The sequence below is a fragment of the Paenibacillus ehimensis NBRC 15659 genome (assembly GCF_004000785.1).
GTDB classification, from domain to species: Bacteria; Bacillota; Bacilli; order Paenibacillales; family NBRC-103111; genus Paenibacillus_G; species Paenibacillus_G ehimensis.
On sequence record NZ_BILX01000050.1, the window covers coordinates 27,146 to 47,083 of the forward strand.

18 protein-coding genes and 1 pseudogene are annotated in these 19,938 nt (G+C 56.9%); 8 read left to right on the plus strand and 11 right to left on the minus strand.

What is annotated here, in order from left to right; translation table 11 throughout:
• Positions 1-65: 65 nt before the first annotated feature.
• Together PEH01S_RS23425 and PEH01S_RS34735 are read right to left on the minus strand one after the other, a co-directional pair.
• Positions 66-2,042, minus strand: coding sequence for an alpha-amylase family protein (locus tag PEH01S_RS23425; RefSeq protein WP_127488355.1), 1,977 nt, complete (start codon positions 2,040-2,042; stop codon positions 66-68).
• Positions 2,043-2,288: 246 nt separating this feature from the next.
• Positions 2,289-2,453, minus strand: a complete 165-nt coding sequence (locus PEH01S_RS34735; protein WP_164828003.1) for a hypothetical protein — start codon at positions 2,451-2,453, stop codon at positions 2,289-2,291.
• A gap of 139 nt (positions 2,454-2,592) precedes the next feature.
• Between PEH01S_RS34735 and PEH01S_RS23430 the strand changes: the two genes are divergently transcribed.
• On the plus strand, positions 2,593-3,456 hold the full coding sequence (locus PEH01S_RS23430) for a helix-turn-helix domain-containing protein (protein ID WP_127488357.1): 864 nt from the start codon (positions 2,593-2,595) through the stop codon (positions 3,454-3,456).
• Here PEH01S_RS23430 and PEH01S_RS23435 read toward each other — a convergent pair.
• The gene (locus tag PEH01S_RS23435; protein ID WP_127488359.1) at positions 3,404-4,090 is read right to left on the minus strand and encodes a zinc dependent phospholipase C family protein; all 687 of its coding nucleotides are present in this window, start codon (positions 4,088-4,090) and stop codon (positions 3,404-3,406) included. The genes PEH01S_RS23430 and PEH01S_RS23435 overlap by 53 nt on opposite strands.
• 614 nt (positions 4,091-4,704) lie before the next feature.
• On the opposite strand from PEH01S_RS23435, the gene PEH01S_RS23440 reads away from it, so the two are divergent.
• Both PEH01S_RS23440 and PEH01S_RS23445 read left to right on the plus strand, forming a co-directional pair.
• Positions 4,705-5,664: an ABC transporter ATP-binding protein gene (locus PEH01S_RS23440; RefSeq protein WP_407669475.1), complete on the plus strand. Its 960-nt coding sequence runs from the start codon at positions 4,705-4,707 to the stop codon at positions 5,662-5,664.
• Positions 5,657-6,601, plus strand: coding sequence for an ABC transporter permease (locus PEH01S_RS23445; protein WP_025849444.1), 945 nt, complete (start codon positions 5,657-5,659; stop codon positions 6,599-6,601). The genes PEH01S_RS23440 and PEH01S_RS23445 overlap by 8 nt, the downstream gene beginning before the upstream one ends.
• A gap of 59 nt (positions 6,602-6,660) precedes the next feature.
• On the opposite strand, the gene PEH01S_RS23450 is transcribed toward PEH01S_RS23445, so the two are convergent.
• From PEH01S_RS23450 to thyA, 7 genes are all read right to left on the minus strand, one after another.
• Positions 6,661-7,506 carry an FtsW/RodA/SpoVE family cell cycle protein gene (locus PEH01S_RS23450; protein ID WP_246063052.1) on the minus strand — a complete coding sequence of 282 codons (846 nt, stop codon included), beginning with the start codon at positions 7,504-7,506 and terminating at the stop codon, positions 6,661-6,663.
• Positions 7,473-7,979, minus strand: coding sequence for a permease prefix domain 1-containing protein (locus tag PEH01S_RS23455; protein WP_127488365.1), 507 nt, complete (start codon positions 7,977-7,979; stop codon positions 7,473-7,475). The genes PEH01S_RS23450 and PEH01S_RS23455 overlap by 34 nt, the downstream gene beginning before the upstream one ends.
• Positions 7,976-8,308 carry a PadR family transcriptional regulator gene (locus tag PEH01S_RS23460; RefSeq protein WP_127488367.1) on the minus strand — a complete coding sequence of 111 codons (333 nt, stop codon included), beginning with the start codon at positions 8,306-8,308 and terminating at the stop codon, positions 7,976-7,978. Before PEH01S_RS23460 ends, PEH01S_RS23455 begins: the two co-directional genes overlap by 4 nt.
• Positions 8,309-8,430: 122 nt before the next feature.
• Positions 8,431-9,408, minus strand: coding sequence for a LacI family DNA-binding transcriptional regulator (locus PEH01S_RS23465; protein WP_127488369.1), 978 nt, complete (start codon positions 9,406-9,408; stop codon positions 8,431-8,433).
• 282 nt (positions 9,409-9,690) lie between these two features.
• Positions 9,691-10,008, minus strand: coding sequence for a hypothetical protein (locus PEH01S_RS23470; protein ID WP_025849440.1), 318 nt, complete (start codon positions 10,006-10,008; stop codon positions 9,691-9,693).
• 96 nt (positions 10,009-10,104) lie between these two features.
• Positions 10,105-10,611 carry a dihydrofolate reductase gene (locus PEH01S_RS23475; RefSeq protein WP_127488371.1) on the minus strand — a complete coding sequence of 169 codons (507 nt, stop codon included), beginning with the start codon at positions 10,609-10,611 and terminating at the stop codon, positions 10,105-10,107.
• Between the two features lie 82 nt (positions 10,612-10,693).
• Positions 10,694-11,488, minus strand: a complete 795-nt coding sequence (gene thyA, locus PEH01S_RS23480) for a thymidylate synthase (RefSeq protein WP_127488373.1) — start codon at positions 11,486-11,488, stop codon at positions 10,694-10,696.
• 157 nt (positions 11,489-11,645) lie between these two features.
• Here thyA and PEH01S_RS23485 point away from each other — a divergent pair, with 157 nt between their 5' ends.
• Positions 11,646-13,829, plus strand: a complete 2,184-nt coding sequence (locus PEH01S_RS23485) for a 5'-nucleotidase C-terminal domain-containing protein (RefSeq protein WP_025849437.1) — start codon at positions 11,646-11,648, stop codon at positions 13,827-13,829.
• Between the two features lie 52 nt (positions 13,830-13,881).
• Here PEH01S_RS23485 and PEH01S_RS23490 read toward each other — a convergent pair whose 3' ends face one another.
• Entirely contained in the window at positions 13,882-16,170 is a 2,289-nt protein-coding gene (locus PEH01S_RS23490) for a putative bifunctional diguanylate cyclase/phosphodiesterase (protein ID WP_127488375.1), read from the minus strand.
• A gap of 308 nt (positions 16,171-16,478) precedes the next feature.
• Between PEH01S_RS23490 and PEH01S_RS23495 the strand changes: the two genes are divergently transcribed.
• From PEH01S_RS23495 to PEH01S_RS35170, 4 genes and pseudogenes are all read left to right on the plus strand, one after another.
• Positions 16,479-17,297, plus strand: coding sequence for a Cof-type HAD-IIB family hydrolase (locus PEH01S_RS23495; RefSeq protein ID WP_127488377.1), 819 nt, complete (start codon positions 16,479-16,481; stop codon positions 17,295-17,297).
• Between the two features lie 253 nt (positions 17,298-17,550).
• Entirely contained in the window at positions 17,551-18,960 is a 1,410-nt protein-coding gene (locus tag PEH01S_RS23500; protein WP_127488378.1) for a hypothetical protein, read from the plus strand.
• Positions 18,961-19,145: 185 nt separating this feature from the next.
• The gene (locus PEH01S_RS23505; protein WP_246063049.1) at positions 19,146-19,568 is read left to right on the plus strand and encodes a hypothetical protein; all 423 of its coding nucleotides are present in this window, start codon (positions 19,146-19,148) and stop codon (positions 19,566-19,568) included.
• A gap of 154 nt (positions 19,569-19,722) precedes the next feature.
• Positions 19,723-19,938 (plus strand): annotated as a pseudogene (locus PEH01S_RS35170) (hypothetical protein); the annotation flags it as partial.

Below are 19,938 nucleotides of genomic sequence, written 5' to 3' on the forward strand. Positions count from 1 at the left end.
TTCATTATAGGACAAAACGGAGGTGCATTGGAACACCTCCGAATTGGTAAAACCTTGCAGTTGTCTTAATTTTGCAGATCGATGACGACCATCTGGTGGCATTCGAGCTCAGGCAGCGTGTATTCGATGCCTTCGGCGACCGGTCTGTAGTCGAGCGGCGTGCCTTGCGGGGCTAAGTACACGCCTTTAACTTGTCGTCCCGGCAACCGCAGCTTCACGTCGACGTTATAGAGCGGTACGATGTCCTCGATGATCTCGACACCGTCCCCACGCTTGACCGGCACCGCGTACAGCAGATGATTCACGAGACGACGCTCGCCCGGCTGCTCCTGCAGCGTGACGACCCCTTGGGCGGGCAGGCTCGTTGTCAGCGTCTTGTCCGGCAGCAGCCGGTCCAGCGCGTAGAGCACGGTTTCCTTCAGGAACAGGCTGCCCTTCGTCGCGTAGTCCTCGAAGACGTTCCAAGCGATGTAAATGCCGCTGGCGCCTTCCACCATTCCCGGGCCGCCGTCGTTCATCGAGCTGGGCGTATGCTGGTGCGACGAGAACGTGAAGACTTCCCGGTTAAAATAAGGATCTTCGCGCCGCCCCAGCTCGGCTCCGCCATCCAAAGCGATCTTCTGCCCCGCGGCGTACATGACGAACGACGCTTCGCCAAGGCTCCGCAGCGGAAACTTCGGGCGAAAATAATCCGGCTTGAACGGATTGTCGCCGACCCGCCGCACGCCGAAATCGATGGCGAAATCGCGCTCCTCCGCGTCCAGCCCGGATTTGCCCGAAGCGAGCAGCTTCCCGCCCTGCCGGAGAAACGTCTCCAGTTTCACGCGCAGCCCGTCCGAGATCAGCACGTAATCAGGCAGGATAATGACTTTGTATTGTTCGAAATCGGCATCCGGATCGATCACGTCGAACAAAAGCTTGCCTTCCAGCAGCATTCGTACCGCCCCGGCATCGGAATTGCCCGTGAACATGGCGCCGCCCATTTTGTCCACGCCGACCGATTCGACGGACAGCAGTCCGATATCCGCGATGGCCTTCGTATCCGCGCACCACGCTTCCTTCCGCTCGACCTCGGCGTACGCCTTGCCGATCAGCTCGTAGGTGGCCGGGTCCATCAGCCCCTCGGGATGCAGCTGGTCGCCGATGGAGCAGCGCGCCCCGTTCGCCAAGCTGAGCGCCGTTTCGTAGCGCAGCGCATTCGGATGCTTGTAGCCGCCGAACTCGCCCCAGAACGTGTGGAATTTGCCGGTCATGCCGAGGAAATCCATGCCAAGCGGCTGCACGTAGCGGGCCGACAGCGGAAAATGATCGTAGCCCCAGCCGCCGGTCGGCAGCGATTCCAGCTCCAGGTGCGTGTTCATCGCCGCCAAGTCCCGGCGCCCCTGCGAGATATGCCCCGCGTTATGGAAAATCGGCATCTGCGGCTTAATCGCATAGATCGCTTCGCGAATCCGTCGCGTATAATTCGCGTAAATCCGCTCGCCCTGCTCGACGACGTGCCGCTTCTCGCGGGGGTCTTTTCCTTCCCCGCGCAGCATGGCCACGCACGTATGACAGTAGCAGGTGCGGACGCCGACGATATCGAGAAAAATGCCGTCGGCATCGTACTTGCGCACGACCTCCTCCACCTGGCGGACCATCAGATCAAGATAAGGCGAATTCAAGCAAAATTGATGATATCCCGGCGTCATGAACCCTTTGACCCAGTTCGTCTGGTCGTTCTCGTCCCGCATCAGCCATTCGGGATGGACACGCGCCAGCTTCTCGTCGAAGCCGACCGACAAGTAGACCGGAGTCTTCACGCCGATTTCGTGCGCCGCTTCAATCTGCGCGCCGAGCAGGTCGAAGTCCAGATGCGGGTGAATCTCGTTCGTTTCGGATGGAAAATACGCCCACCCATGGTGGCATTTTGCGAAGACGGTAATCGAGTCGACGTGCCCCCGCTTGAGCATTTCCTGAAACTGCGGCTTGGAAAACTTCCGCCCGATATGCGGGATCATTTCAGAGGTGTGGAAATCTAAGTGTACTTGCCGGAATCGCATCGTATGGCGACCTCGCTTTCTTGGGTTAGGTGTGTAAGCCGCTGTGCAGCTTGATTTATCGGATTGTCCAAACGGCGTGCTCCGTCTTCTCCAGCAGCCAGTCCAGTAGGGTGCCTACCCTTTTTGGATACCGCCAGCTGCGTCTAAAGCGCAAAAAAATCTTGATCGGTGAGCCCGCGGAACAGCTCGGCGAGACGCTTCGGAAACGGACGGTCCTCCGGTTTATCCCGGGTCATGTCCGCTCGCTTACAATTCATCCGAAATCATGGACGCCTTTGCCGCCAAGGCCCCCCCGGGCGGCAGCCATCTCCTCCGCGGGGAGCAAGTCGGGCAGCACAGATACCCTTCCTTCTCGCTGCGGTCCAGCTGCTCTTGTGTCAGACTTCCGCCTGTCCGTTTCCGCTCCTCCATCGCCTTCCGGCCTCCTGCGCTTTTTCTTTTGTCGGGGTTATTGTATCATTAGGACGTTGGGAAAGTATTTGAAAGGCCTTCCATCGATTTGCACAAAATTCCGCTATTCGCGAAAACCTGGCGCCCGGAGGAACCCGAGATGAAGGATTTGGCAGAAATCGCTCCGCATGTGCGTTCGGCGGCTCCCTACACGTATAACGGCGGCGAGCATGAAGGAACAAGAGTCGGCTATACGTTCGCCTATCACCTGTTTTTGGACGGCCGGGGAGATATCGTTGTGGATAATGTCACGTATTCCGTGGAAAAAGGCACCTTGATGTTCATCCGCCCGGGACAGGTGCATTCGTTTCATCATAAGCCCGGCTTTCCGCTCGATTCCTATAACATTTATTGCGATTTGTGGGAGCGGCACCCGATTCCGGAGCCGCGCTTCGCCTTTTATCCCGATCCGCCCGACCGGTCGATGCTGACCCGGCAGGAGCCTTGTCCCGGACTGGACGAATTTCCGACCAAAACGTCGCTGAGCCCCTATCCGCATCTGATTGAATTGTTCGTGCAAATCGCCAGATCGGAGGACGCTCCTTATTATGCGGAATCGATTACGGGGGCGCTGATGCGCGCGTTTCTGCTGCGCTGGTACAACAGCATCAAGAGCGCTGCGCCGAACGATTACCGCATCCTGCAAATTATGGAGGAAATGGAGCGCCATCCGGAGCGCCGGTATTCGTTCGAGGACTGGTGCCGCAAATGCCGGCTGAAAAAATCGTACTTCTACAAGCTGTTCAAGCAGGAGACCGGCATGACCCCGAAGGAGTATCTGCTGCGAATGAAGATGAAAAAGGCGGCTAATTTGCTGCTGGAAAGCCGGCAGTCGGTCACGTCCATCTCGGACAATCTTGGCTACGATTCGATCCATTATTTTTCCAAGCAGTTTGCCGCTTTTTACGGGATCAGTCCGACGGCTTTCCGCAGCCGGAACAGTCTGCCGCGGGATTCGGGCTAGCGGCCGACCGAAGTGCGCCAATTTCGGGCTTCATCACGTGCTCCAGCAGGAACGCCATACATCGGTTGACCGATACTCCGATATAATCAAAAACCTCGTCGCGCCGCAGAAACTCCAGCGGCTCGCACGCCGTCATTTCGTCGAAATGGAAATCTTTGTCCAAATCGTCGAGCAATGACGCAACGGACTTCGCACTGATTTCGTCCATGGCCACTTCGGGAATCGGGTGCGGGCTCCGTTGCAGCCCGTATCGCGCAATAATGACACCGTTGAGTCTCCAGAAGTCTCTGTAGCTCATGTTCCGCGCTTCGCTCCGTTCCTCCGCCGACAACGACCGAACCTTTTGAAAATACGTATCCTCTGACCACAAATCATCCGAAAGCAAATGACATAAATAGCCGCTATAAAAAGGCTGGCGTATCCGTTCTTTATATTTTTCCATAAACCTCCAATAATTAATGCGGCGTCCCCCCATTGACTCTCTTTCGACAAAGTGGGTAACCTCTTTGGAATGGTTCATTTCATGAAGACCGTCCGGCGCAATTCCGCCGAGCAAAAAATCGCTGCGGTTTTCGATGGAAAGCTTTTGTGCAACCAGACTGGATATGCAGTAGTGCATGATTCTCGAGCCCATGCTCCCTCTCTCCTTCTCTATCGTCTATAAAGCTATCGTCTCCTTTTCTTCCAATTACTTCAATTGCAATCGGCTGATGAATCGCTGATAATTAAATTACTTAACTATTCACCTTGCCGCTATGATTCAGGCAGACAATCGGACGGGTAATGACAACTATCTACGGCCTGACGGCTAAGGGACCGCTAGACGCGTCGTTACAAAATCTTAACACCAAGCCCTATTGTCCTGCGTTACAATGAATCTCACAGGCTAGGAAAGGGAGGGAAGCTCATGAATTTCACACTGAAGCAACTGAAGTATGCGCTCGTAAGTCTGCTGCTCACGTTCGCTCTGATTGTGACCTACCAGCATGTGCAGCCGCTCTGATTCCGATACATTACACATTAAACCGTTGATATAACTTGAAAAGGACCGGGCGGTCCTTTTTTTCGTCGTTGCATCTCCCCTGAATTTAAGATGTTGTTAAGAATTTCCTCCGCTAGTTATTAAGATGTCCCGGCTATACTGAGCTTCGAATGCAGGATATCGTACGGAGGGGATAAGGATTGAACTGGCAGGCAGAGCATGCTGTGGAAAAAAAGCATCCGACGGAGCAAGCAGATTCCGGGGCCTTGAGGGACCAGACGCCCGTGGTCCAGATTCGCAGGCTTACGAAGACGATCCGGGGAAAAACGATCGTCAACCGGCTCGATCTGGAGGTGCGGTCCGGAGAAATATTCGGCCTTCTCGGTCCGAACGGCGCAGGGAAAACGACGACGATCCGCATGATCGTCGGTCTCATCGGAATGTCCGGCGGGGAAGTGCTGATCGACGGGATTAGCATCAAGCGGCAGTTTGAAGACGCCATGAAGCGTGTCGGGGCGATTGTCGAAAATCCGGAGATGTACAAGTATTTGTCCGGTTACCACAATTTACTGCACTTTGCGAGGATGCACGAAGGCGTGACGAAGGCCAGAATCGACGAGGTCGCCGAACTGGTCGGCTTGAAGGAGCGGATTCGCGATAAGGTGCGTACCTACTCTCTCGGGATGCGCCAAAGGCTGGGCGTCGCTCAAGCGCTGCTGCACCGTCCGAAGGTGCTGATCCTCGACGAGCCAACCAACGGTCTGGACCCGGCAGGAATCCGGGAGCTGCGCGATTATTTGCGGCGGCTGGCCCGGACGGAAGGGCTGGCGATTATCGTTTCCAGCCACCTGCTGTCCGAGATGGAGCTGATGTGCGACCGGGTCGCCATCATCCGCCAAGGCGAGCTGATCGCCGTTCGTCCGGTACGCGAGCTGGCTGCCGATACCGTACACGCCGTACGCCGCGTCGTATTCGAAGTGAACGAACCGGCAAGCGCGCAGTTGCTGCTCGCTTCTTCTTGGCCGGAGGCGGGCTTTAGGCAAGCCGATCCGGAATCCGGCGAAGGGGCCGAGTCGGCTATCGAGGGCAAGCTCGATAAACGGGCGATTCCCGCCGTCGTACGCACGCTGGTGCAGGCCGGCATTGAGGTGTTCGGCGTCCGAAGCTCAGGCCGGACGTTGGAAGAACAATTTTTGGCGTTGACGGGAGGGGAGCGGCATGCTTAGGCTGATGCCTTTGGTGCAGAACGAATCGATGAAAATTTTCCGTCGATGGCGAACCTGGCTGATGGCTGCGAGCTTGATCGTATTTATGACGCTCCTGTCCACCGTCCAATTTATGGATAAGCCGCTCGATCAGCGGGACTGGAAAACCCGGCTCGCGGAAAATATTCAGCAGACGGAGCAGATGATGAGCGACGCGCGGTTGGGCGACGGACAGAAGCAGCGTCTTCAGGAAAGCATTCTCCGCGACCGGTATGCGCTCGAGCATGGCATCCCTATCAATGAACGCAGCATGTGGACTCCTGTCACGCTGGGAACAAGCCTGATCACGCTGATCACGATCTTTACGATCGTCGTAGCGGCAGACAACGTCGCCGGGGAGTTTTCGGGAGGTACGATCAAGCTCATCCTGATCCGGCCGGCCAAACGGTGGAAGGTGCTGCTGAGCAAATATATCGCCTCCCTCGGATTCGCCTTGTTTCTGCTGGTTTCGGTTTTTGCCGTAAGCTGGCTTCTCGGCATCGGCTTCTACGGACTCGGCGCGCTTCATCAGCCCCTTCTCGACGTAAGAGACGGCATGATCGTCGAACAAAGCATGGTCGCTTCTCTGCTTCAAACGTATGCGCTGAACAGCGTTTCCCTCGTCATGATGGCGACGTTCGGATTCATGATCTCCACCGTGTTCCGGTCGAGCTCCTTCGCCATCGGCGGGTCCATTGCCCTGCTCTTTGTCGGAACGAGCATCGTACACGGGCTGCGCGAATACCCTTGGGTCAAGTATGTGCTGTTCGCCCACCTCGATCTGACGCAATATCTGAAAGGGAAGCCGCTGATCGAAGGGATGACCCTCAGCTTCTCGGTTACGATGCTGCTCGCTTATTTTGTGCTGTTTATGGCGCTGTCGTTCTTCATCTTCGGCAGGCGGGATGTAGCCGCTTAGACATGCAAAAAGACGCCAGCATCCCGCTGTGCCGGGTGCGACTGGCGTCTATTTTGCCGTCAGGAGGTTCTGCTGAGGCGTATCATGTCCTTACGCCGGTAAATGCCGAGAACGAGGCCGATAATCGCCATCTCGACTATTATATGGGTGCCGCCATAGCTGACGAACGGAAGGACAACCGAGGTAATCGGCAGCAGGCCTAGCGACATACCGATGCAGTAGCCGAATTGTGCCACGATGAGGGAAGTTGCGGCCACGATCAGCAGTTTGCCATACGTTTCGCGGACTTGCCCCATCGAATGAAACAGCCGAGTTACGAAATAAACGGCAGCGCCTGCAACCGCGATACCGACGCCCCAACCGAAGCTGTAGACAAGATAAGTAAAAATCAGTTCACTATGAACATACGGCAGCTTCGGATTGACGGCCCCGAATCCGTGGCCCCACCAGCCGGCGCTGTTCAGAGCCTCTCTCATCTGGATGTACATATACCCCGCGCCCGAAGGATCTCTATCGGGATTAAGAAAGGCTAACACTCGCTGACTCAAGTAATACCGGATCAAGAACGCTCCACCCAGAAGAAGCAGTGTTCCTCCCGTTTGTAGTAGCGTAAGCCACCATTTACGGGTAACGACGCTGCATAATATCCCGTAGCTTACCAGATAAAACAGAATCGTCGGTAACGAAGGCACCATAATATAGAGCATGACCGGTACGAGAACAAAAGCAAACATCGATTTCAGCCAAAAATTACGCTTCTGCCCCCGCCAATCGAGGAGCAGGCCAGCCGCCGCAGCCATAAATAAATAGGAGCTGATAACCGTCCAATCCACCGCGAAACTTCCAAACGCAATATAACTTCTCGCCCCATTCACCATCTGCCCGAACAGCGTAGTACAAACCATACCAACGCCGGCAACCCATACATAAAGAGCGACCAAGCCTTCAGCTTCCGGTAATCCATAAAATAAAACAGCAATAAAACCGGCAGTCCTAGCGCGATGAAAAACATTTTACGGATTGCGAAACCAACTCCGTCGAGGGCGTTGGAACGCATCGCCGCATAGCTGGACTCGATGCTGTACATCGCAAAGACCCCCAGCCCCAGAAAGGCGATCAAGCCGAGCAGCAAGCCCCAATGCATCCGCGGCTTGTGAATGCGATGCAGCTCCCGGCCGACCGTTAACGGGTCGCCCATCTGCCGGATCGCCCAGGCGACGGCTTCCTCCCGGCTCGCGCCTTCCGCTTCTTTCTCGATTACCAGCTCCTCCAAGTGGCTTTCCAGCTCGCGCCGGATATCCTTATGCAGCTCCCTCACCCGAATCTGCGAGCAAACGCTGCTCAAATAATTCCGCACGTCCTCGTGCTCGCGGATCATGCTCTTCCCTCCCCCAAGACGAGATCGACCGCGTCGCGGAACTGCTTCCACTCCGCCGTTTTCTCCTGGAGATGCCGCTTGCCGGCCTCGGTGATGCGGTAATATTTGCGCTGCCGTCCTTGCGCCTCTTCCCAATACGCCTCGACCCAGCGTTCCGCCTCCATGCCGTGCAGAATCGGATACAGCGTCCCTTCCTTCAGCGAAAATATCCCGCCCGAGCTCTTCTCCAGCTCCTTGATCAGCTCGTACCCGTACATATTGCGCCGCCCGAGCAGCGTAAGAATCATCGTGCCGGTGCTTCCTTTCAGCAGTTCCTTGCTTAGCTTCATAGCAAAGCGCCTCCTTTCCTAGCTTATGCTGCATTCGAATTTATGCATCGCAAATCTATGTATCGTAATTCTAGGTATTAGTATAGCGGGTATTCCTGTGCTTGTCCAGCTTCCCCCGCGCTTCAAACCGTCAACCGCTCCACCAGCCGGACCGGCAGCTCCTGCTTCTCCGGATCATACCGGTCTTCCGCAATATAGCGGTGCAGCATTTGAAAAGCGGCGCGGCCCACATCCTTGTTCGACTGCTCCACCGCCGTAATGTCGAGCAGTTGTCCAAGCGTATGGTTATCGAAGCCGATCACCGCCAAATCGTCCGGTACGCGAAGCCCGAGCTTGCGCGCTTCGGTGACAAGCCCCGCCGCGGTCTGATGCGTGCCCGCCAGCACCGCCGTCGGGCGCGGGTTCATGCCGGACAGCCGATGCACGACCTCCATGCCCGCTTCCATCGATAGCGCGTCGTAGAACATCCACTCCGGCCGCAGCGGCTCCCTCACGGCAGCGAGCGCTTCGCGGACGGCGCGTTCCCGCGCCAGGCTCGTATTGCTGTTGCGCCTGCCGATGCAGCAGGCGATGTGCCGGTGTCCCCGAGCCGTCAAATAGCGCAGGCCCGTTTCAAAGCTGCGATAGTGGTCGATATAGGCGCAGGACAGCGGCTCGTCTCCTGCGTCCTCGCAAACGACGATCGGACCGTAAGCCAAATAAGGCTTGATCACATTCCACGCGTTCGTCCGCGACGTAATAATGACGCCGTCGACCTGCTTCATTCTGAGCATTTCGAGCACGTTGAGTTCTTCCTCGGGGCGGTAGTTCGTCTGGCAGAGGACGACCCGGTACCCGCGCCGGTTCGCTTCGCTCAAGATGCCTTCCACCGGCGAGCTCAAGTACGGATTATCCACATAAGGGAGCACGACCGCGATCATCGACGTCTTGCCTTTGATCAAATGCACGGCGTTCAAATTTTGCACATAGTCCAGCTTCCGCACCGCCTCCAGAACGGCCGCTCGTTTATCCTCGCTAACGTACGGGTGGCGGTTCAGCACGCGGGAAACCGTCGTAACCGAAACGCCTGCCATGCGGGCAATTTCTTTAATGTTTGCCATAGCCGTCCGCCTCCTCGCCTTTATTAGCCTTATTGTAGCACAGTGCTTTTCATAGAAAAAAACGCTTGCTATGAAATGCATTCCATACATTACACTTAGTTCAAGGGATCGTTTCTACCGGCGTGACGGCACATTGCTGGCGTAACGGTTAGCGTCCCGATGATGAGTTCGAACGGCTCCAAGTTCCACAACATACAAAAAGCACAAGCTCTGCCGCATCTCTACGGCTGGCCTGTGCTTTTTTTCAGTTAATTGATTCGTGGCGCACGAACCTGCATCCGGTCAGCGAATTTGCCTCGGCTGCTCGGTGTTCGATGCGACCACATCCAAGCTTTGCTGCGCCTGATCCAACTGGTTCTGCACCTGAACAAGCTCCTGTTCGTGATGCTCGTGGTCCTGCGCCGCCATCTGGCTCTGCGCCTTCGCCAGCGCTTGCTGCGCCGACTCCAGCTCCGCGAGCGCTGCGGACAGCTTGTGCGGGTCGGACTGAAGCTGCGCGTGGCGGACGGCCATTTCGGCGTCCTTGGCCACCTGGATCGCCTTCTCCGCGTTGTCGATCACATGCCGGATCGGCATTTGGTGCTGGTTGACCTGTGTCATGTTCGGCATCTTCCTCTCAATCATGCTGGATGTGCACACGGTTCAACCTTTAAGATGCGCGAAAAACTCCGGCTTCATTCCTTTTTTGGAGAAACGTTACATTCCGATTCGCTCGTATACAACAAAATCGTAGTCATACGGGTTTTTCTCGTCCTTCACACCCCGCTGTCGCGACACCTCACGCCATTCGCCGGGCGTAAGCTCGGGAAAAAACGTATCGGCTGCGAACCGGTGCGCGATCTCGGTAATATACAGCCGGTCCGCGAACGGAAGCAGCTGCCGGTATACCTCCGCGCCGCCGATGACGAACAGCTCCTCGTCGGCCCGGCTTCCGCCGCGGCCGTAGTCGGCAGCCGCCTCCCGCGCCGAATGGACCACCTCGCAGCCTGGCGCAGCAAACCGCTCGTCCCGGGTCAGCACGACATTGCGCCGTCCGGGCAAGGGCTTGCCGATGGAATCGAACGTCTTGCGGCCCATCAGCACCGTATGTCCCTTCGTCGTTTGCTTGAAATAAGCCAAATCCGCCGGCAAGCGCCACGGCAGCGTATTGTTGATGCCGATGCCGCGGGCTTCGTCCATCGCGAGTATGAAAGAAATCGTCACGCCAACCTCTCCTTGCGTATAGTATGCCGCTTTGCTAATCGCAAACGACCTTTTTGCCTAATGATGCCACCGTACGCTCCCGTTATACCGCGATCGGCGCTTTAATCGACGGATGGCTCTGGTATCCGATAATCTCGAAATCCTCGAACCGGTAGTCAAACAGCGAATCCGGCTTCCGCTTGATCACCAGCTGCGGCAGCGGATACGGCTCGCGGGTCAGCTGCAGGTTGACCTGCTCCACATGGTTGGCGTAAATATGCACGTCCCCGCCCGTCCAGATCAGCTCACCCGGCTGCAGATCGCACTGCTGCGCCACCATATGCGTCAGGAACGCATAGCTTGCGATGTTGAACGGCAGCCCGAGAAACGTATCGACCGAACGCATGTTGAACAAGCACGACAGCTTGCCGTCCGCGACGTAAAACTGGAACGCATAATGGCAAGGCGGCAGCGCCATGTTGTCCACTTCGGCAGGATTCCACGCGCTGACCAGATGCCTGCGCGAATCGGGATTCCGCTTGATCTGCTCGATCAGCTTGGCGATCTGATCGATGCTCCGTCCGTCCGGCGCCGGCCACGAACGCCACTGCGAGCCGTAAACCGGCCCGAGATCGCCGTTCTCGTCCGCCCACTCGTCCCATATCGTGACACCGTTCTCTTGCAAATAGCGGATATTCGTGTCCCCGCTCAAAAACCACAGCAGCTCGTGCAAGATCGAGCGGATGTGAAGCTTTTTCGTCGTTAGCAAAGGAAAGCCCTCGGACAAATCGAACCGGAGCTGCCGCCCGAATACCGAGATCGTCCCGGTTCCGGTACGGTCCTCCTTGCGCACCCCGTTCGCCATGATGTCCTGCAGCAGATCTAAATATTTTTGCATCGGTCGCACCTCGATCGTTCGTGATCGTTCTATTATAGCAAACTTTCAAGGCCCGCTTCATCAAAAAAAATATGAATCGCGTTCACACCCCGATGACATTTATCCGATATAATAGATTTGTTCCCATATATCACCATCGGTTGAGGAGGAAAATCATTTGACCAAGCATTCGTCCCACTGGAAAAAAACCGCCATCCTTTCGGTGCTCTCCGCCTCGCTGCTGGGCGCGCCCGGGTTCTCCGGCGTCCCTTACGCGCTGGCGGCCGAACCGGCGACGGGGACCAAAGCCGCCGCTTCGACTCCCGCCAAATCGGACATGCAGCTGGCCTTCGAGAAAGGAGCGGTAGAAGGGTATCCGAACGACACCGACCTGCGCGGCAGCCGGCCGGTCACCCGCGCGGAGCTCGTCACCATGCTGAACCGGGCGGCCAAGCTCGCGAAGAGCGACAAATCGGCGCAGCCGTTCCCCGACTTGGAGGCATGGCAGCTGGAAGCCGTCGCCAACGCCGTCGCGGCCGGCATCGTATCCAAAGGCGACAGCGGCCTCTTCGAGCCGAACCGTCCGGTGACCCGCGAAGAGCTGGCCGTTCTCGTCGTGCGCGCACTCACCAAAGGCCAAGCGCCGAAAGTAAACCAGAACGTGCTGAGCTACTTCAAAGACGCCTCCTCCATCAGCGAGTCGTCCCGTCCGTATGTTGCGTACGGGGTGCTCGCCGGCCTGTTCGAGCCAAAGCTGGACGGCAATTTCGATCCGAAGGGCTCCGTGACTCGCGACGAAGCGGTCAAAGCACTGAAACCGGTTCTTTTCCAAGTTATCGATATTCTTACGACGAACGACATTCACGGCCATATCGAAGTGGGCTTTGACAAGAAGCGCAACCAGGCGCAGGGCGGCATCGAAACGCTCGGCGGCATCGTCGACGACTTCCGTTCGGTCAACCCCGGCGGCACGGTCGTCGTGGACGGAGGAGACGCGTGGCAAGGAACGCTCATCTCCAATACGACGAACGGCCAATCCGTCATCGATTCGATGGCTCAGGTCAAATATGACGCCGCCGCCATCGGCAACCACGAGTTCGACTTCGGCCGGGACACGCTGATCGACAATATCAAAAAAGCGAAGTTCCCGATTCTCGGAGCCAACATCATCGAAGATAAAACCGGCAAGCGCGTCGACTGGACGCAGCCTTATACCATCGTAGAGAAAGGCGGGCTGAAGGTCGGCATTATCGGCCTCGCCACGCCGCAGACCAAGACGACGACCAAGTCCACCAACATCGAAGGCTTGACATTCGCCGATCCGGTTCCGTACGCGAAGGAGCTGTCGGCCGAGCTGCGCGCCAAAGGAGCCGACATCGTCATGGTGACTTCTCACCTGCCGGGCGAGCAGGACGCCAAATCGCAGCAAATTATGGGCGAGCTCGTCGATCTGGCGAACGGAACAGGCAACGGCACGCTGGACGCGATCGTCGGGGGCCATTCCCATAAGCGCGTAGCAGGGATCGTGAACCACATTCCGGTCGTCGAAGCGCAAAGCTGGCTGTACGCCGTCGGCCACATTCAGCTATATGTCGATAAAGAAAGCAAAAAAGTCGTTTCCTCGAACGCCAGCCTGCTGGAAACGTACACGAATCTGACGACCGCAAACAAAGACGTGCAAAAAACGGTCGCCGACTACCAGGCGAAAATTGCCGAGCAAACCAATAAGCAAATCGCCGTAGCCGCCGAAAAATGGACGACCCGCTCCTACCGGTACGACATCAACGGCAATCAGGTGCGTGACGGCGTGACGCCGATCGGCAACTCCGTTACCGATGCGATGCGCTGGGCCGAGAAGTCCGATATCGCCTTCACGAACATCGGCGGTCTGCGCGCGGATATCGAGCCGGGCAAAGTCACCTACGGCATGATGTTCGAGGTGCTGCCGTTCGGCAACTACAACCGCACCGGCACGATGACCGCCGCCCAGATCAAGACGCTGCTTGAGGTGACGGACCAATATTCCAAGCTGCCGGCCATGCAGTTCTCGGGTCTGAAGGTCGAGTGGGACAATACGAAGCCGCAGGGCCAGAAATACAGCAAAATTACGCTTCTGGACGGCACCCCGATCTATGTCGACGGGAAGCTGAACGACAGCCGCACCTTCAAAGTGACGACCAACGACTTCATGTCGACCGGCTCCGGGGACGGATTCACGACGTTCGCGGAAGTGAAGGACTGGAAGGACGGCATGATCATGCTGGACGCCTGGGTTGATTATATGAAGGAGAAGGGCGCTGCCGGCCAGCCGCTCTCCCTGCCGAACGACGGCCGCGAAATCCGGCTGGATCTAAAAAAATAACGCCGCTGCACAAGGAAACCCGCAGGCCCTGGCTCGTTCAGGTCTGCGGGTTTTATTGCTTCACCTTATCCCGTAAAGCGGAAAAATCTTCAGGCAGCAGCGGTTTATAAAAGTAATAGCCTTGAATCGTACAATCGCCGATCGCTTGTAGCAGCTTCACCTGCTCCTCCGTCTCCACGCCTTCCACCACAACCGATAAATTCAGGCTCCGGGCCATCGCCATAATCGCTTTGACAATTCCGGCATGTCCTTCGTTCTCGGCCATTTCCCCGACGAACGACTGCGCGATTTTGAGCGAATCGACTTGGAAGGTCCGCAAATAGCCGAGCGACGAATACCCCGTACCGAAATCGTCCATCGAGATATGCAGGCCCAACGCTTTGAGGCGCAGCAGCGTATCGGTCGTTTCCTTCGTATTCTGCAGCGCGACGCCTTCCGTAATTTCGATAATCAGCCGGCCGGAGGCCATTCCCGTTTCCTTCAAAATACCGGCCACCTTGTCTACGAAGCCGTCCTGCACAAGCTGTCTGGGCGAGACGTTAACCGCGATTTTCAGCGGCGGCCTCCCTTCCCGCTCCCATTCGACCGCCTGCCTGCACGCCGTCCGAATGACCCAATCGCCGATCGGCACGATCAAGCCGGTATCCTCGGCAAGCGGCACAAAGTCGGAAGGCGGCACCAGATGCCCGTCCGCATTCCTCCAGCGCAGCAGCGCTTCCGCCCCGACGATCGCCAAATCTTTGGAGCTTACCTGCGGCTGGTAGCACAGAAACAGCTCGTCATGATCCAGCGCATGCCGCAGCGCGCGCTCCATCAGGATGCTTCTCAGCATGCCGTCCTTCAGCGACGGCGTAAAGAACCGGAAACGGTCCCCGCCGAGCTCTTTGGCCTGATACATGGCCGCATCCGCATGCTTCATCAGGTCGGCTTTGGTCAAGCCGTCCTCCGGGTACACCGCGATGCCGATGCTGGTTGAAGTCTGAATCTCGTGAACCCCTACCTTGAAAGGCTCGGCGACGGCCCGAAGAATCGACTCCGCCAGCGACTGCGCTTGCCTGGAGGAGGCAAGCGGTTCGGTCAGAATTGTAAATTCGTCGCCTCCTTGGCGCGCGACGAGGCATGTCTCCGGAACGATTCCCCGAATCCGTTCCGCCACTTGACGGATTAATTCGTCGCCCGTTACATGGCCAAGGCTGTCGTTTATGTATTTGAAGCGGTCCAGATCGAGAAACAGTACCGCAAACGGCTGCCCGTCCTGCGAGGCGTTCTCGATCGCTTCCTGCGCCTTTCGCTCGAATAAACGCTTGTTCGGAAGCCCTGACAAGTCGTCATGGGATGCAAGAAACTCGCTATTTTCGAGCATTTGTTTGAGCCGGGTGACCAGTCTTTCATTCTCCAGAAGCATGGAGATTTGGCGTACCAAGATCAGGGCGGTCACCATGACTGTTCCTGTCACAACAGCGTCCAACTGGTCGATGCGGTGAAGCATTAACAAGAATAAGATCGCGAAGCCGGCATAAGGAAAAAGCAAACGCAGCAGACGGGCGCCGGAGAAGAACCGCGCCTCCGCCGCAGGCCGGTCTTGGGGATGGGAAGCATACCAGCCCGCGAAGCCATAAGCAAACAGACCCGCGCTCCACAGCAGATCGTACCACTGCCCTGCCTGATAGTTCCCCGAGATCACGTCGAGCACATAAATCATGTCTCCGGCGATAAAGACGACGAAACCGAAGGTGATCAAGACAAGCACCCGCCGATCGAACAAAGGCGTATAGGCGAAATGAAGAACGAAGAGGCATAGCAAGATCCCGAAATCCGTTATCGGGTAAGACAGCACCGCCGCCTGACCGAACCCGTCGGGATGGGACAGCATCGCCTGCAGGTTGGGCCGGATGACGAATTCCCAGCTGACCGTACCGACGATCAGCAGGATCATGATACAGTCGAAGAGAAACCGGATGCCTTGCGAGATGCTTTTTTCCCGGAACAACAAGTAAAACAAAGCGGCAAAAAACAACCCGGTTTGCAGGTTCCAGAACAGGTCGGCTAAACTGATCGTCGGTGGACGGACAACCAGCACCCAGGCATAGAAGGCCCAGATCAACTGCCCGAGCAAATAGAAACAGGCGCCCGCGGTCATCAGCATCCAGAACGCTCCCGCGCTCCCCCGGTGGGCCTGATAAGTCCGCAGCAGCATGGCAAACGAAGCCGCTGGCGGAATAACCTCCCACAACAAGAAAAAGCGCTCGCCCGCCCCAAAGCCCCATTTTGCTGCGGCGAATACCGCAAAGTAGACCGCTATCAACGCGATCATCGGTTTACGCCAAGCGATCCAGTTCATAACCCATCCGCCCCATCTCATTGTGGTATCACGTGTTGATGCCAAGGGAAGCGCTGCACAAGTTTAAGCCCTCGTATAACTAAATGAATTATAAATTAATCATCGGGCAATTCGGACTATTTTTTTAGTACTAATTACTCACAGAAATCAACATGCCTTACCAGCTGTATCGAAATCGGTGGGCTTGGCCGCTCTTATCCCTTCCCTTTCGTCGGCCCGGCTCTCCGTTTGCAGACAAAAAACTTGAAAATTATCCGCCGTACGTTATAATGAGGGCAATTTGACTTTACGGGAGTGGAGAACGCACCATGTACAAGATGCTTGCAATCGACATCGACGATACGCTGATTAACGACGAGAAACAGATCACCGAAGGAACCAAGGAGGCGCTCGCCGCAGCGTTGGCCGAAGGAGTGATCGTTACGCTGGCCACCGGGCGGATGTACGCCTCGGCCAAGCAGCTTGCCGGTCAGCTGGAACTGAACGTGCCGCTGATCACATATCAAGGGTCGCTCGTCAAAAATTCGATCGACGGACGCGTCTTGTACGAACGGACCGTGCCCGCCGACGCGGCTCAGCTCATATTCGATTTTTGCGAATCCGAAGGATTGCATTTACAAACGTACGTGAACGACGTACTGTATGTCAAGGAAGACAACGATAAAGCGAAAGCGTACGCCGCGCTTTCGAAAATCCCTTATACCGTCTACCCGAACTTCGGAGAGCTGGCGGCACAGCCTTCGATGAAGCTGCTGATCATCGACGAGCCGGAGCTGCTTGACCGCGTCGCGGAGCGGCTCCGCGGCTTGACCGGCGGGCAGGTGCACATTACGAAATCGAAGCCGCATTTTCTGGAAATCGTGCATATCGAAGGCACCAAAGGACATGCGCTTGCGCATCTGGCCGAGCATTTCGGCATCGGGCTCGAGCAGGTCATCGGTATCGGAGACAGCTGGAACGACCGCGAAATGCTGGAGGTGGCAGGTCTTGGCGTCGCGATGGGCAACGCCGTCGAATCGTTGAAGGAAATCGCCGATTATGTGACTTTCAGCAATAATGAGGACGGCGTCAAGCACGTCGTCGAGAAATTCGTGCTGCGCCGCGAAGAAGCAGGGAGCCGCAGCTAAGGGGTTAGATGCCGGATGTAAACTGGCGGATGTCCTGGTTTTTTAGCGGACAAGCCTGTTTGGCAAGCTTTGAAAAATTGCGCAGACGTTGAGGCTGCAACGGACGGACCGCTCCTGGAGCGGTCTTTTTGGCGTGCTCCGCCCCGGTGACTGGTCCGCCGGCAAAAGCAGAGCATGTTCTCACCCTTTTCCGCTGTCCGCATACGCTGGTAGTACAAAGGCGTTAGGCTTTTGTCCAGTGGAGGTGGGATGTTTGGGTATCGCACTAATTTCACTGCATTACGCGTATCTGCTGTTCGTTTTGTTGATTATCGGATTTATGGTGATGCGCCGGGATACGACGATCGTCTGCATTACCGGCATCGTGCTGATCGGGATGCTCTCGACGGGATCGCTTCATGCTTCGGTCAGCGGCGTATTCCACAGCTTTATTTATGCCATGAAAGAGCTGCTCGGCACGATCCTGATCATTTGCATCGTCGTGGCGATGAGCAAGGTGCTGGAGAAAAGCGGCGTGGGCGAGACCATGATCTCGCCGTTTGCCCGGTTCATCCGGACTCCGGCGCTTGCTTTCTGGATCATTGGCCTTCTTATGATGTCCATGTCGTGGTTTTTCTGGCCGTCCCCGGCCGTTGCGCTCGTAGGGGCGGTCCTGCTTCCGGCAGCTTTAAGAGCAGGCTTGCCCGCGATCGGTGCAGCCATGGCGATGAACCTGTTCGGCCACGGCATCGCGCTGTCCGGCGACTATGTCATCCAGGGCGCGCCGAAGCTGACGGCCGATGCGGCCGGCATCCCTGTTGCCGCCGTGATGGAGGCCAGCGTGCCGCTCGTTCTTGTCATGGGCGCCGTGTCGACAGTGACCGCCTTCTGGATGCTGCGCCGTGAGATGCGGCAAGGACGGCTTACGCCGGGCGACGGCAGCGCAGCGGCGGCATATAAGGCAGGAGTCGGCAAAACGGAGGCAAAAGCCTCTCAGCTGCCGCGCGCGGGCCGGATTGCGCTGGCGTGGGTCATTGCGCTGCTGTTCGCCGCCGATGTGGCCGTCATGTTCGCGTTCAAGCTGCAAGGCGGCGACGCCACTGCGCTTGTCGGCGGAACCGCGCTGCTTGCGATGCTCCTTGTCTCATTGCTGACACACCGAGGGCACGGGCTGGAGCGGGCGACCGGCTATTTGGTCGACGGCTTCCTGTTCGGCTTTAAGGTATTCGGACCGGTCATCCCGATAGCCGCGTTCTTTTATCTCGGCGACTCGGCGCTTACGGACATTTTCGGCAGCGTACTGCCCAAAGGCTCGCACGGTCTTGTCAACGATCTCGGCTATGCACTCGCCCACGCGGTGCCGCTCAACCAGGCGATCGGCGCGGTCACGTTGACGGCTGTCGGCGCCATTACCGGTCTCGACGGCTCCGGTTTCTCCGGCATTTCGCTGGCCGGCTCGATCGCCCGTCTTTTTGCCGCTGCCATCGGTTCGGGGGTTGCCACGTTGACCGCGCTCGGGCAGATCGCCGCGATCTGGGTCGGCGGAGGCACGCTTGTGCCGTGGGCGCTTGTCCCGGCAGCCGCCATCTGCGGCGTCGATCCGTTCGAACTGGCGCGGCGCAATTTGAAGCCCGTCATCGCGGGGCTGATCGTTACGGCGATGGTGGCGATGTTTTTGAGTTGAAAGCGGGTTCGAAAATCCGTCAACCCGCCTGCGGGAACTTACTTTATAAGTTGAAGCATAGCATACAGGCACCGGAGGAATATTTGTACGGGATCTCCGTTTCGACGCTCCCGCCAGGTCCTGACTTTGGTTCAAGCTCTCCCCTCCAGGTTAAGAAGAGTTAGTTTTCTTAACGGGAGGGGATTATGGTGCTCAAAAAAAGGTATTACGTTTCCGTCGGTACGGGTACGATCGAGGATGCGCAGACGCTTGCGGATCTCGGAGACTACTCCTATGAATATGCGGTTGAAGCCACCGATCAAGAAATTCGGGAGCTGCGGTGGCTTATGAGCAGTTACGAGGCCGAAACGGAGAAGACGTTCGCCCGCGCCGGAGTGCCTTACAAATCGGCGGATCATGACGAAGCAACCGATGAGTACAACGCCCAAGTACGGGAGCTGTATGCTATGATCTATCGGCTGGGAACGCCCGAAACACGCGGACATATCGAAAAAATGCGGATCATGGAGAAGCTGGGCAACCCGGATTACAGGCAGCCGGGCTACGGTAAACATAATGCCGAGGAAGCCATTGAAGTGGATAAGAGGGAGCGGGTTGAGCCAAAGTAAATTACCCGCCGTTCTTCTTTGTGAAAAAAGAAACAAGCCCTCCCTTTTTTCCGGTCACGTTTGGGCTCCCGTCTCATATACTTGGTAAGGATTATAGGCATTAGCATAGTACATATAACGTATGCTTCCTACCAAGTAAAAGGGAGAGGGTACCATGAGTTACGAAGAGATTCCTTACACCGATTCGTACGATGAGTTCTTTTCGGAGACGCCGGACGATGAGGCACCCCTGGAAAGATATCCTGACGAACGCGGGGGCCCCGGTATATATGGAGGCCCTCAAGGAACGGGCTATCAAGGCCCGCCGACTGGCGGGGCAGGCGCCGGCGGCTACCAAACCTGGCCGGGACACACTACCGGCACGGGCTAT

Excerpts from the sequence above, each read along its gene's own strand:
- PEH01S_RS23455 (WP_127488365.1), bottom strand. The coding sequence starts at position 7,979 with ATGATCCGCGAGCACGAGGACGTGCGGAATTATTTGAGCAGCGTTTGC.
- PEH01S_RS23465 (WP_127488369.1), bottom strand. The coding sequence starts at position 9,408 with ATGGCAAACATTAAAGAAATTGCCCGCATGGCAGGCGTTTCGGTTACG.
- PEH01S_RS23460 (WP_127488367.1), bottom strand. The coding sequence starts at position 8,308 with ATGAAGCTAAGCAAGGAACTGCTGAAAGGAAGCACCGGCACGATGATT.
- PEH01S_RS23505 (WP_246063049.1), top strand. The coding sequence starts at position 19,146 with ATGGTGCTCAAAAAAAGGTATTACGTTTCCGTCGGTACGGGTACGATC.
- PEH01S_RS23445 (WP_025849444.1), top strand. The coding sequence starts at position 5,657 with ATGCTTAGGCTGATGCCTTTGGTGCAGAACGAATCGATGAAAATTTTC.
- PEH01S_RS23450 (WP_246063052.1), bottom strand. The coding sequence starts at position 7,506 with ATGGTTTGTACTACGCTGTTCGGGCAGATGGTGAATGGGGCGAGAAGT.
- PEH01S_RS23425 (WP_127488355.1), bottom strand. The coding sequence starts at position 2,042 with ATGCGATTCCGGCAAGTACACTTAGATTTCCACACCTCTGAAATGATC.
- PEH01S_RS34735 (WP_164828003.1), bottom strand. The coding sequence starts at position 2,453 with ATGGAGGAGCGGAAACGGACAGGCGGAAGTCTGACACAAGAGCAGCTG.
- PEH01S_RS23490 (WP_127488375.1), bottom strand. The coding sequence starts at position 16,170 with ATGAACTGGATCGCTTGGCGTAAACCGATGATCGCGTTGATAGCGGTC.
- thyA (WP_127488373.1), bottom strand. The coding sequence starts at position 11,488 with ATGCAAAAATATTTAGATCTGCTGCAGGACATCATGGCGAACGGGGTG.
- PEH01S_RS23435 (WP_127488359.1), bottom strand. The coding sequence starts at position 4,090 with ATGGGCTCGAGAATCATGCACTACTGCATATCCAGTCTGGTTGCACAA.
- PEH01S_RS23495 (WP_127488377.1), top strand. The coding sequence starts at position 16,479 with ATGTACAAGATGCTTGCAATCGACATCGACGATACGCTGATTAACGAC.
- PEH01S_RS23430 (WP_127488357.1), top strand. The coding sequence starts at position 2,593 with ATGAAGGATTTGGCAGAAATCGCTCCGCATGTGCGTTCGGCGGCTCCC.
- PEH01S_RS23470 (WP_025849440.1), bottom strand. The coding sequence starts at position 10,008 with ATGACACAGGTCAACCAGCACCAAATGCCGATCCGGCATGTGATCGAC.